Source organism: Neoluteolibacter marinus (genome assembly GCF_014904755.1).
GTDB classification, from domain to species: Bacteria; Verrucomicrobiota; Verrucomicrobiia; order Verrucomicrobiales; family Akkermansiaceae; genus Haloferula; species Haloferula marina.
The window spans coordinates 1-12821 of record NZ_JACZFQ010000029.1 but is presented as its reverse complement, the minus strand read 5'-3'; the positions used below and the strand labels follow the sequence as shown (position 1 = coordinate 12821).

The 12821-nt window shown below is 64.7% G+C and carries 9 protein-coding genes; 3 read left to right on the top strand and 6 right to left on the bottom strand.

Annotated features, from left to right (window positions below; all coding sequences use genetic code 11):
* The first annotated feature begins 90 nt into the window (after window positions 1–90).
* Both IG178_RS08025 and IG178_RS08020 read left to right on the top strand, forming a co-directional pair.
* Complete coding sequence (locus tag IG178_RS08025) at window positions 91–2841, top strand: S8 family serine peptidase (protein WP_193212019.1); 2751 nt, start codon at window positions 91–93, stop codon at window positions 2839–2841.
* Window positions 2842–2907: 66 nt separating this feature from the next.
* Window positions 2908–3528, top strand: a complete 621-nt coding sequence (locus IG178_RS08020; RefSeq protein WP_193212018.1) for an MBL fold metallo-hydrolase — start codon at window positions 2908–2910, stop codon at window positions 3526–3528.
* A gap of 11 nt (window positions 3529–3539) precedes the next feature.
* Here the strand turns inward: IG178_RS08020 and IG178_RS08015 are convergent, their stop codons facing one another.
* The 5 genes from IG178_RS08015 to IG178_RS07995 all read right to left on the bottom strand — a co-directional run bounded on the left by IG178_RS08015 (window position 3540) and on the right by IG178_RS07995 (window position 10790).
* Entirely contained in the window at window positions 3540–4799 is a 1260-nt protein-coding gene (locus IG178_RS08015) for a glycosyltransferase (RefSeq protein ID WP_193212017.1), read from the bottom strand.
* Window positions 4796–6169: an O-antigen ligase family protein gene (locus tag IG178_RS08010; RefSeq protein WP_193212016.1), complete on the bottom strand. Its 1374-nt coding sequence runs from the start codon at window positions 6167–6169 to the stop codon at window positions 4796–4798. The genes IG178_RS08015 and IG178_RS08010 overlap by 4 nt, the downstream gene beginning before the upstream one ends.
* Complete coding sequence (locus IG178_RS08005; RefSeq protein ID WP_193212015.1) at window positions 6166–7344, bottom strand: glycosyltransferase; 1179 nt, start codon at window positions 7342–7344, stop codon at window positions 6166–6168. The genes IG178_RS08010 and IG178_RS08005 overlap by 4 nt, the downstream gene beginning before the upstream one ends.
* Window positions 7345–7359: 15 nt before the next feature.
* Window positions 7360–8574, bottom strand: coding sequence for a glycosyltransferase family 4 protein (locus IG178_RS08000; RefSeq protein ID WP_193212014.1), 1215 nt, complete (start codon window positions 8572–8574; stop codon window positions 7360–7362).
* Between the two features lie 140 nt (window positions 8575–8714).
* A complete protein-coding gene (locus IG178_RS07995) occupies window positions 8715–10790 on the bottom strand; it encodes an ATP-dependent helicase (RefSeq protein WP_343225947.1) in 2076 nt (691 codons plus the stop codon).
* A gap of 322 nt (window positions 10791–11112) precedes the next feature.
* Here IG178_RS07995 and IG178_RS07990 point away from each other — a divergent pair, with 322 nt between their 5' ends.
* Window positions 11113–12051: a hypothetical protein gene (locus IG178_RS07990; protein WP_226895138.1), complete on the top strand. Its 939-nt coding sequence runs from the start codon at window positions 11113–11115 to the stop codon at window positions 12049–12051.
* A 31-nt stretch (window positions 12052–12082) separates the two neighbouring features.
* On the opposite strand, the gene IG178_RS07985 is transcribed toward IG178_RS07990, so the two are convergent.
* Window positions 12083–12821: exodeoxyribonuclease III (locus tag IG178_RS07985; RefSeq protein ID WP_193212012.1), on the bottom strand; the 739-nt coding region annotated here is incomplete at its 5' end.

Genomic DNA, 12821 nt, shown 5'->3' with positions numbered 1-12821 from the left:
TGCCCGGGTCTGGATTTGCCTCGGCTGGCTGAATCCGGGACTCGACGTTTTCCCGGGTTGGACTAGCTTCCCGGGTTGAAATCCGCGCCAATGTTGCAACGTCAAATCCTGCGATCCGGCCCATGGGTCATTCTGGTCCTTCTGGCGGGCGTGTTGTTCTTCTTCCACCACCGCGACCGTCCGTCCGGTGAATTCCGAGATGCGATGGCCAAGGTGGACGAGCAACAAGGCCGGGCAACGGAATCATCTTCCGCCACCGGGGGCGCGGACGTGCTACCCGCCCTTTTGGTTTGCGATGACCGGGGCATGAAGCGGAACTTCGAGATTTCGTTGGATGAGGCGGTTCGCCGGGAAGCCGACGGAAACGACGTCACCCTCCGTCTCGATCCCGCCGCGACTCTCGAAACCTTGCAGGCGAGGCTTCTGGAGCTTTCCGGGGAGGGTGAAGTGTATCCGGTATGCTACGAAGCGGATGGTCCCCACACCCGGTCGGGACGGCGGCTTATCACCCCCGATATTACCGTGCAGTTGCCGCCGTCTGGGCAGTTGCCCGCTTTGCCCGCAGGGCTCGTCCTGAAGGAACTTCCGGACTACGCCCCGGGATTTGCCATCGTTGCCGCGGCAAACCCCTTTTCGGCAATGACTTTGCTCGGTCCCCTGCGGCAGCGGACGGGAATCGTTGCCGCCAATCTCCAGTTGGCCTCGTTGAGGAGCTTGAAGGCAATGCCCAACGACCCGCTTGTCGGCAACCAGTGGCACCTCAAGTACCAGGGGCAGACAGGGGCGGTGAGTGGTTCCGATGTGAACGTTGAAGGCGCCTGGCAGTTCGGCGGTAGCGGGGGAGTCAGGGGGGGCGGGATCAGGATCGGCGTTGTCGACGATGGAATCCAGCTCAGCCATCCCGACCTCCTCGCCAACGTCGACACCGCCAACGACAAGGATTGGATCGGCAATGACAACGATCCGAGTCCGGGCAACGGGGACTATCATGGCACCGCGTGTGCCGGGAACGCCGCGGCCCGCGGCAACAATGGTGTCGGGGTCACCGGAACCGCCCCGGAGGCCACCTTGGTGGGGATGCGCCTGATCAGTGGCACCTTTGCGGTGACCGACGCCCAGGAGGCGGAGGCGATGGGCTATCTTCCGCAGCTCATCCAGATCAAATCCAACAGCTGGGGCCCGGACGACACCAGCCATGTGGTCGAGGGACCCGGGCCCTTGGCTCGAGCGTCGATCGCCAATGCGGCGGCAACGGGTCGTGGCGGACTCGGGACCATTTTCGTGTGGGCCGGGGGAAACGGCAGGGAATACGACGACAATTCCAATTACGACGGCTACGCCAACGACATCCACACCATTGCCGTGGCAGCCAGCGATTGCCAAACGGGCCAGTCCTACTACAGCGAGCCGGGGGCCAACCTGATCGTTGCCGCACCGTCGGATGGAGGAACGCTGAGCATCACCACCACCGATTTGGTGGGGAAGTCGGGTTACAACCGGTCGAGTTCGGCAGCGGGCGGAGACTACACCAGCAACTTCGGCGGAACTTCGTCGGCGACTCCCAGCGTTGCCGGAATCGTCGCTCTGATGCTCCAGAAGAACCCGGCGCTGGGGTGGCGCGACGTGCAGGAAATCCTCATCCGCAGCGCGGTCAAGGTCAGTCCCGGGGACGGGGATTGGTCGGACAATGCCGCCGGGTTCCATTTCAACCACAAGTTCGGCGCAGGGCGGGTCGACGCCGCTGCCGCGGTTGCTTTGGCCGGTGGCTGGACCAATCTCGGCGCGGCCGCCAGTCAGTCGGTGGCGATGTCGGGTGGCGCGGTCAGCATCCCCGACAACAACCCCACGGGAGTCACACGGACCTTCGGGTTCACCGGCACCGAGCTTCGGGTGGAACAGGTGGAAGTCCGGGTCGATATCACCCACACCTATCGCGGCGATCTCGAGATATTGCTCACGTCGCCCTCGGGCACCGTCAGCCGCCTGGCGGAGGCGAGAAGCGATTCCGCCGACGATTACCAGGCGTGGACTTTTTCGAGCGTCCGCTGCTGGGGGGAAAGCTCCACGGGAAACTGGACGCTCCGGGTCATTGACGAGGAAGCAGTGGATGTCGGGTCTCTCACCGGCGCGACGTTGACCGTTCATGGCTCGGTGGTCCTGCCGGAAAACCCCGGCCCAACCGTTCAGATCACCTCTCCGGCGACGGCATCCGTCTTTGCCTCCGGCGCAACGGTGGCCGTCTCCGTTGCGGCGAGCGATTTGAATGCCGACGGCTCGGCGGGAAGCATCGCATCGGTGCAGTTGCTCGACGACGGCGCCGTGATCGCGACGGATGCCAGCGCGCCGTTCGAGTTTTCCTTTGTCGGCGACGTCGGAGAGCATCAGCTCACCGCGGTTGCGACCGATGGCGAAGGTGCCTCCGCGGTTTCGGACCCCGTGTCCATCTCGGTGGCCGTCGGTGGATATGACGGGTGGATCGCCGGGTTCCCGGCCTTGCAGGACATTTCGCAGACTGGGGATCCCGATCACGACGGCTTGGCGAACGTAGTCGAATACTACCTCGGTTCCTTGCCCGACACCCCTGATCTGGAAGGGGTCCAACCGGTGATCGAGCGGGACGGCACGAACCTCACCCTGACCTGGTGGCGCTCGAAGTCGGCGGAGGGCGTCACGGGTAGCGCCGAGTGGTCGGACGGGTTGGGGGCCTGGCAGACCATTGGCGTCGTGACCGGGGTCGTCGCGGAAACCGCCTCTCATCAACAGATGCGCGCTGTCCTCACCCTCGCACCGGAGGACTCGAGGAAGTTCCTCCATTTGCGGGTGGAGGAAGTGGCCGAGTGAAGGCAGTATCCCGGGGTGCCTCCCGATTGTCTCCGCATCCGCACTCCGTGGGTTGGATTCCACGTTTTGAAGGACGCCGACGGACTCTATCTGTTGGATGGCGGTTTTATCGGGGGCGTTGGGCGACTGAAAGCAACGCTTGCCCGTCAGCACTGGCAAAACGAGCGGATCCGCGGGATCATCCTCACCCACGGGCATCTCGACCACATTCTCAACGTGGCGGCGATTGCGAGAGAGACGGGAGCTTGGATCGCCGCGCCGCGGCAAGATGCCGCCCATTATGCCGGGCGGGCGGAGTACCGGGGATGGTCGAGGGTTGCCGGCCTGCTGGAAGGAGTCGGCAAGCCCTTGCTTGGTTTCGAGCCGTTCACCCCGGATCGTTGGATTGGAGATGGAGACCGGCTGGATCTCTGGAAAGGACTGCGGGCGGTGCACCTGCCCGGGCACACCGACGGTCATACCGGCTATCTTTGCGAAGATCTTGGCCTGCTGTTCTGCGGGGACTTGTTCGCCAGCTACCGCCGGTTTTCCCACGCTCCACCCGGCATCCTGAACTCGTCGCCCGAATTGATGCGGCTGAGCATGATCCGGGCGCAATCGCTCGACCTGAATGGAGTGCTTCCCAATCACGGTGACGAGGCTTCGCCTGCCGAACATCTAGGACGTCTCAGGAACCTGTCACATTAAGGCACGGTCCTTCAAACTCCGCGGAGAAAACCGGCTAGCAGCGCCTCCAGCCGGGGCAAGCCATGGTCAATCCGGAAGCGGGCGAAGTCGCTTGCCAATGGTTCGTCGTTCCAGTCCCGGCCTTGCAGGATCCGCTCGATCGCCGCGAAGGCCTTTTCGCTGTCACCTTCGGCGATGGTCAGGCCGGTGCGATACGTCTCGACGCGATGGCCGATGCATTCGCCGGCGCTGGCCAGGCAGGGAATGTCGAAAGCGGCCGCCTTGCCGAGGGCACCGCTGCTGCCTTGGAAGTTTTCATAGGCGGCCCAGGCGACGTCGAAGGTCTTGAAGATGGAATTGAAATCCGCCTCCTCCGGAATGCGGGTGGCGGCGGGATTGAAGTGGACGTTGTCGATCTCCCCGGCAGCGATCTGCTCCGAGATGCGCTGGATCCGCTGTTGTTCGGTCGGGCTGTACTCGTCCTTCTCGTAGCGACCGGCTGCGACGAAGAACCAAGGGCGATTCCCGTTCCGGGCCTTCTCGGCGACATTCAGCAGGTTGAGCAGCCCCTTGCGGCGTTCGAGTCCGATCAATCCGATGATTTTTCTACCTGCAGCTTTGCCGCGGATTTCCTCGGCAAGTGCATAGGGTGTCGCCGGCAGCCCGGAGTCCGTGACGTCGGGGAAGGGATGCACGGGCTTCGCCGTGTATTGCTCCAGCGGTTCGGCGAAGCGCTCGTCAAGCACGCCGATCCCGCGGCAGAGCGGGCTGCGCATCAGGGCGTCGCCCTTGGCGAGCATCCGCAGCGATTTCTTCAATGCCGGCACCTCGCCGTGGTGGTGGTTGCGCAAATAGAGTCCGCACCACGGGCGTCCCAAGGTGGCCCCCGGAACCCAAGGGAAGGGCAGGAATCTCAGGTAGCTGTCGAGGTAAGGAAAAAACACCAGGTCCGTTCGCCTGCCGGAGGATAGTTCGGCTTCAAACAGAGCATCCGCGCAGCGCTTCCAGCGCTGGAAGGTCCGCAACGGATCTCCCTCGAACCGCCCCCGGAACCAACTCCGCTTTCCGGAAGGCAGGAAATGGGTGGTGACCTTGGCGTCGAAGTCGGGGATCGCGCCGAGCGTTGCAATGCGGGCACCGGCCAGCGCTTCAGCGGGATCCGGGCAAAGTCCGATGACATTCGCCCCGAGCCGCAGGAAGGCCGCCGTGAACTGGGAGAAGTACATCGGATGATGGCCGATCCAGAGTGGATCGATCAACGCGACGGTCTTCGCCGGCGGGGGGGACGTCATGGGAGGGTGGGGCGAAGTCGCGCGTGGATCCAGGAAGCGCGCACGAGGAAAGCTTGGGAGAGGCCGGCCATCACGCCGAAAATCATGGCCGCGAGCCTTTCGTCGAAAGGGTTGGAGGTCAGGGTCTCGCTAAGCAGGCAGCAGGCCGCGATGAAGGGAAGAAACGCCAGCCATTGGTCCGGCCCGGGATCGGACGCGTTCGATCTGGCCGCGGAGATCGATGCCACCATGACCCCGCCGATCAGGGCGACATGGGCCAGCAGCCCGAGAACCCCGCCGGAGAAAAGCGAATAGGTCCAGGTCGAGTGGCCGGCGAACCAGACGTCGTCGCCGATCTCCTCGTCGGGTGGGTAGACCAGGTGAATCGCCGGCATGTACGAGGGATGCCAGTAGTAGGATGCACCGATGCCACGGCCGTGCAGGTAGTGGACCGGGTCCCGGTTGAGGATTTCGACGATGCCGTCTGCTTCCGCACGGCGGGTCAAATACGAGATATCCTCGGTGGTGTTGCGGTCCTCGGCATGGTGGAAGAGGCGTTCGTTCCAACGTTCCAACAGGAGAGGTTCTGCCACCGCAGCCACTCCGATGCCGAGCACTGCGACGAAAGTCAGGGCGAAAACCGGGAGCAGCCGCCACATGGCATCGACCGGCCTGAAGAGTCCCCAGCGGCTGCCCAGCAGGAAACAGAGGCTGCTGGCCAAGGCCGATGCCATCACCGGGAAGAGCAGCGAGCGGGTGATGGTGATGAAGATGCCGATGAACAGCACCGAGGTCGCGACCAGCAGTGACCAGTGGAAGCGCTTGCGCAATAGCAGCGCGCAGCCGATCCAGCCGGCGATCCAGTTGTTGGCCGAACTTTGGACCTCGACCCGCGCGGTTTCCAGGGTCACGCCCTTGAACACGAAACCGTGGAAGATCCGCCAGATCACGTTGACGCAGGCCGCGGTCAGGACCGGCGCGACGATCCTCGACGGCCGGACACCCATGCAGCCGGCGATGTGGGCGTTCATGATGCCCGCCAGGCAGAGCACCAGCGGCAAGATGATCCGCAGGGATCGGCCGGGCGACACGCCTTGCAGGAAGGCATTGGCGAGCATGAAAGCGAGGAACGCACCCCAGCCCAGGATGAACCAGGCGCCAGGACGAACCAGCAGGTAGCGCCAGCCGAGGTAGAGGATCCCCAGGGTCGAGAACACCGACAAGGCGAGGAAGACCAACTGGTCGATGCCCGCACCTCCGGCTGCCTCACGGGCCTGGGAAGCCCGGTAGTCGAAGGCGAAAGAGGCCATGAAGACCCACAGCAGCTTCTCCACCCATGGTGCAGCGGCGGTGGCGGGAACCGAGACGGGATCTGGCCCGGTGGCACTCATGACCGGAACGAGTCCGGGTTGCCCAGCGCCTTGGCGAGGGTTTCGCCACGATCCTGCCAATGAAATGCATCGCGGCAGGCCTCCAGCGCGCGGGAGGCCGCGAAGTTGAGGAAAGGCAGGTCGTCGATCTTTGCGGCGATCGCCCGCGCCAGCGTCTGCGGATCCGGGGCGGCAATCGCTTCCGTCTGTGGGTCGACCGGCACTCCGCTCAAGGCTGCTTCCACCGACGCCAATGGCAGGCCGCGGAAGATGTAGTCGAGTGCCTTGAGCTTGAAGCCGCCGCCGAGGGCCTCGGGGATCAGGCCGATGCGGGCCTGGTCGAGGAAGGGCGACACCGACGGCACATTGGCGGTGAATTCGGCCCAAGGATACTGGCTGGCCAAGGAGGCAAACCAATCCGGATTGGCCTTCCCCACGACTTGGAAGCGGATGTCGGCCTGTTGGAAAGGAACCGCGGCGGCCTTGAGGAATGCTTCCAGGTTGCGGCGCTTGGCGAGCCATTCGAAGGCGCCGGCGAGGACCACCTGGCGGGGCATCGCGGCGGTGATCTCGCGCGGTGGCCCCGGCGGGATTTCACCGCTGTATCCGGGTGGCAGCATGCAGACCGGCGTGCCGGGCGCTTCGCGGCGGAAGGCGTCGGCGTCGCGCGGGGTGATGGCACTGATCAGGTCCGCCCGCTGGCAGAGGTTCGATTCCAACCGCCCGTACTTCCAGGCATCCCACTTCAACGCCAAGCGCATCGCCGGCGAGCCGGTGCCGTCCGCAGCGACTTGCCGGCGGACTTCCGCTTCGTGATTGTGGGCGATGTAGGCGACTTTCACGTCGTCGGGAATCATCGGCGCAGCCCAGCCACAGGCGGCCTGGTCGATGACGACCCAGTCCCATGATTCCTGCAGCAAGCGGGTGAGGGTGTTGCGCTGGGGCCTATTGCCGAGCCGGAAAGCATCCGCCGGAAGTCCGGAAGCGAGGCTCTTCAGGCGGCTGGTGGGAATCTCGCCATGGATTTCCCAGCGGACCGGAAGGGCGGCTTCTTCGGGCCGGGGTGCCTGATGACAGAGCACGGTGATCTCGATCTCCGGGCGCGCGGCCAGCGATTCGAGCATGCCGAGCGAATAGATCAGCTCCCCGCTGTTGGCGGGGCGGGGGTCTTGGCGGGTGATCCAGAGACAGCGCATGGCGTGCGGTTGATGCTAGGCCGGCACACCCGGTGTCGAGGCCAGGATCTTCTCGAAGGTCTCCGCGGTCTTCTCGATCGGGAAGGTCGCTTCGGCGTAGGCACGGGCTTTGCGGCCGAACTCCGCGCATTCGGTGGGCGAGTCGCGGAGAAACTTTGCCGCGGCGATGAACTCCTCCATCTCGCGCGGAGCCACCGTGAGGCCCGCCCCGTGTTCACGCGTGATCCTCGCGGCGAGGTTCTCCTTCGGCACGGCCAGCAGCAGCGGCCGGGCGGCACAGAGATAGCTGAGGGTTTTCGACGGCACCGAGAACACCCCGGCTTCCTGTTCCAGGATGCCCACCAGGACGTCGCCCGAGGCCAAGACCGAGGGAAGGTCGGCGAAGGGTTGGTAGGGGAAGATCAGCAGGTTGGTCAGGCCGGCGGCTTCTGATTCCCGTCGAAGCCACTCGGCCCCGATCCCTTCCGAGACGATGACCACCCGGACGGAATCGTCCTCCTTGAAGCGTTTCGCGAGTTCCAGGAGCATGGCCGGATTGTGCTTCATGCCAATCGTCCCCGAGTAGAGGAAGACGAACTTGTCCTGGAGTTCGTGCCGGCGCGACCAGGTGTTGGCTTTCGGCAGGACGGGGATGTCCTCGATGACCGCCCAGTTCGGGACGACGGAGATGCGCTCGGGGTCGACCCCGAACTCGCTGGCCAGGATCGGGGTGAAGTCGGCGGTGATGGCGACAATGCCGCTGCTGCGCTTGAACTGCCGCGAGTCCAACAGGCGGTACCAGGCACCGATCAGTCCTCCGGCGACGGGGATTTTTTTCCGCAGCAACTTGTCGACGGCGAGGCTGTAGAAATCCTGGACCCAGTAGTAGAAGCGCCCTCCGCATTCCACGGTGGCGCGGGTGATGGGTTCCTGGGTTTCGGTCGGTGTGTTTCCGGACAGCACCGCGTCGGGCTTCCATTCCCGCACGAACTCTGCGGCAGCATGGCCGTACTGCACCTCCATGTTGCGGCGGCGCCGGAACGAGTATTTGTATCGCGGGTAGTCGGGGTCCATCGGGATCTCCTGGAACTCGAGCGTGCCGGCGTCCCCGGGATGGTGCCGGAGGTCCCCGCGTGGAGTTTGCAAGCTGCCGGCAAAGGCATGGACCACTTCGTGTCCCCGCGCCGCGAGTGCGCGGCTAAGCGAGGTGGGAAAGGCGTGGCCGGCGTAGTCGTGGACCAGGATTCTCATGGGGGGAGGCGCCGGGGGCGGCGGCCCGATGCTAGCAGCCCCGGGGCCATGGTCAACGTGAGGGCTTCACGTGATCGCGTAAGGTCGACCGTGACGGCAGGCAGGATTCCGTCCGGTCACCCAGGGGGCCGGGCCTCGTATCAAAACGGATCGTCCGGATTCGCCCATGACGGCCCGACTCGCCACTCCTCGACCATTTCCTTCGGGAAGTCGTCGAGGAAGCGGGACGGACGTTGGATGATATCGCCGCTGTACGACTTCGGGTTGATCAGGGGGTAACTCAGGTAGAGCTCGTCCTTCGCCCGGGTGATGGCGACGTAGAACAAGCGGCGTTCCTCCTCGAGCTGATCGGCGTCGTCGGCTTCGAGGATCCGGCCGTTGGGGAACTGGCCGTCGGCGAGCCAGATCAGGAACACGACCTTCCACTCGAGGCCTTTGGCCTGATGGATCGAGGAAAGGGTGACCTTCTCGTCGTCGCGCTCCGAGGTGTCGCCGGTCGGCTCACCGTCGGCGGACCCCAGCAGCGAGAGTTGGGAGAGGAACTCGAGCACGTCGTCGAAATTACCTGCGTAGGCCATCAGTTGCTCGATGTCGCTACGGCGGTTCTCGTAATTGTCGAAGGAGGCCTGGAGGAAATCGGCGTAAAGCCCTTCGAGTACACTGAAGACCATTTCGGCGGGCTTGGCAAAGACGCCGCCCGGGGTGAGTTCGTCGAGAACGTAGCCGAGCTGCTCCCAGTGCTTCGCCGCCTTCTTGGGCGGCTTCATCGCGGCGAGGACCTCCGACCAGACGGGAGTTTCGTCGCTTTGCGCGGCACCGCTTTTCAGCCAGTCGCGCCACAGCTTGTCGGCGCCGATCGCCCCGATGCCGGGAAGCAGCAGCACCAGCCGCTTGAAGCTGGTTTCGTCCCTGCGGTTGGTGACGAAGCGCAGGAAGGACGAGATGTCCTTGATGTGCGCCTGCTCGAAAAAGCGCAGACCGCTGGTGATCGCGAAGGGGATGCCGCGGGTGGTGAGCTCCATCTGGATTTCCAGCGACTGGAAATGGGCGCGGTACAGCACCGCCATCTCCTCGAGCGGGATGCCCTCGTCGCGCAGCTCGAGCATCCGCTGGGCGACGAAGGCAGCCTGGGTCGACGGGTCCTCCAACGGCACCAGTGCCGGCTTCACGCCTGTTTCCTGGCGCGACGACCGCAAGTCCTTGTCGAAGCGCGCCCGGTTGGCCCGGATCGCGGTGTTGGAGAGATTGAGGATCTCCGGGACACTTCGGTAGTTGGTCTCGATCTTGAAGACGCCACACCCGGAGTGGCGCTCGGGGAACGACAGGATGTTGCCCATGTCCGCTCCGCGCCAGGAGTAGATCGACTGGGCGTCGTCGCCGACGGCCATCACGCTGGCCCCGTCGCCGGCGAGCAGGTCGATCAGCTCGCTCTGGACCGCGTTGGTATCCTGATACTCGTCGACGAGGATGTGACGGAAGCGTTTGCGGTAGAGGGCGAGCAGCTCCTCGTTCTGTTGGAAGAGCCTGAGGGTCAGCACCAGCAGGTCGTCGAAGTCGACGGAGTTGGTGTCGAGCTTGCGCTTCGCATAGCCTTCGTGGACGCGGTGGATTTCCGCGCTCCAGTCGTCGAAATAGGGGTAGCGGCCGCTGATCACGTCGTCGAGCGACTCGCCGGTGTTTTCCACCAGGCTGAACATCGAGGCCAGCACGTCGGCTTTCGGGAAGCGCCGGGTTTTGGTGTCGATGTCGAGCGCGGCCACGACGCCGGAGAGCAGCGACTTCTGGTCGTCGCGGTCGAGGATCGAGAACGACTTCGTGAATCCCAGTTCTTCGGCATGGCGCCGCAGGATGCGGTTGCCGATCGAGTGGAAGGTGCCGCCCCACAGCGCCGAGACATCGTGCGGCACGAGGCTGCGGACGCGCTCGGTCATTTCCCGGGCGGCCTTGTTGGTGAAGGTCAGCAGCAGGATGTGGCGGGCATCGACGCCCTGGTCGAGCAACCAGGCGACCCGGTAGGTGAGCGTGCGGGTTTTCCCCGAGCCCGCGCCGGCGATGACCAGGGTCGGGCCGGGTGGCGAGGTGACGGCGGCGAATTGCTCGTCGTTGAGCTCCGCCCGGTAGTCGATGCCGGAGGCCGGTCCCGAGGTCCGTCGGTTCAGCGTGTACTCGCGCGCCATGCGGGGCAGCTTCGGGGTTTTCGCGGCGGGTTCAAGCACCGGGGAAGGCTTGCCGAGCATTCGGCTTGTCCCCGTCGGCTGGACCCATATGCTCGCGAGGATGAGGAAAAAGACGACCCTAGCAGTCTTGTTGTCGCTCGGACTGTTGGTGCTGTGGTTGGCAAGGCAAGCTGGTGGGGAGGCTGACGGGCAAGCGGGCGCGGAGAGTCGGTCGGGCCGGAGCGCTCACACCGGGCTGTCCGGAGATCCGCAAGAAGGGCGGGCAACCAAGGTGACGGCGCGCAATCGCGAACCCCGGCCGCCCAGCCACAGTCCAGCTCGGCTTGTCGAGTTCTACCTGCCGGCCTTCGAGATCCGTGGAATGGCGCTTTCCTCGGCGCTCAAGGAATTGAACAACCGCTACAAGCAGGCCTGCCACGAGTCCGGCGAGTCGCCGGTGGCTCTCGACTTCGAGTTGCCGCCCGGCATCGATCCGCTGATGCAGTTGAAACTGAGGCCCGGGACGCTGGACGGGATGATCCGCATGCTGGCCGCCATGGCTGGCTTGGAGTGCCGGAGGGAGGGCGCGCGGTTCGTTTTCGAGAAGCCGACGGGCGAGGGCGGGGAAACGGAGCTGAAGGTGTCGCCGGATTTCCTGTCCCGGCTGGCAAGCCTGGCGGGGCGTGAATTCCCCTCGGGATTCGGCCCCAAGGAGAGGCTGGCGGCGCTCGGCCTGCCGCTGGATCCGGAAAGCCGGATCACTTTCAGGGCGTCGAGCAGCAGCCTGGATCTGGGGGCCGCGACTGCTGCGGACCAAGCCCGGGTAGCTGGATTCGTTAAGGCGCTGGCCGACGAGCAGCCGGTTCAACACAAGCTGCAAACCAAGCTGATCCGTATTTCCCCGGGCTTGGATTGGGAGCCTGAAGATCATCCGGTGGTCGACGGGGTTGGGGTCGATCTGATGCTCCGCAAACTCGCCCAAATGAAAGGCGTGGATCTGATCAGCATGCCTTCGGTCATGGCCCGCAGCGGTGAGGAAGCGACCGTGACGATCGACCGGCTGAGCATAGGCATCACTTCGGAGCTGCTCGGATTCGGGGAAAAGATCGACGCGACCTATGTCGAGCGCGAGGAGCTGCCTGAAGCTTCCGGGGGAGAGGTGGAACCGGCGGAAAGAAGCCGGATCGAGTTGTCCGGCTTCACGGCGGACGCGGCCACCCGCATGAAGTCTCAGCCGAACCCCGACGGATCGCGCACGCTGCTGCTGGTCACTCCAACAGCGGTCGATCCCACGGGACGACCGTTCCGGCGGCCCCGGTAGCTTTTTGGTCGGGGGCAGGGTGGCGCTGCGTTCAGCCGAGGGTCAAGGTGACCGGGCAGTGGTCCGAGCCGGTGACATCGGGGAGGATCGCCGCATCCTTCATCCGGTCGAGGAGCTTGCCGGAAACCCCGAAGTAGTCGATGCGCCACCCGATGTTGTTGGCGCGGGCGTTGGCGCGGTAGCTCCACCACGAGTAGGCCCCGGTTTTGTCCGGATAGAGCTGGCGGTAGCTGTCGTGGAATCCGCTGTCGAGGAGCTTGCCGAAGCCCGCGCGCTCCTCGTCGGAGAAGCCGGCATTGCGGCGGTTTTCGCGCGGACGGGCGAGGTCGATCTCCTGGTGGGCGACGTTCAGGTCGCCGCAGAAAATGACCGGCTTGCCCGCTGCTTCGAGCGACAGGAGGTAGAGCCGGAAGGCCTCGTCCCAGGACATGCGGTAGGGGAGGCGGCGAAGCTCGTTCTGGGCGTTCGGGGTGTAGACGTTGACCAGTTGGAAATCGGGGTATTCCAAGGTGAGGACCCGGCCTTCCCGGTCGTGCTCGTCGATGTCCATGCCGTGTTTGACCGCGACCGGCTCGTCGCGGGTGAAAACCGCCACCCCGGAGTAGCCCGCCTTGTCGGCCGAGTTCCAGTAAGAGCGGTAACCGGCGAATTCCAGCGGCAGCTCGACCTGTTCCTCACGGGCCTTGGTTTCCTGGAGGCAGAGGATGTCAGGGCGTTCCGAGGCGACGAATTCGGGCAGGCCCTTGCCCAGGGTGGCGCGGATGCCATTG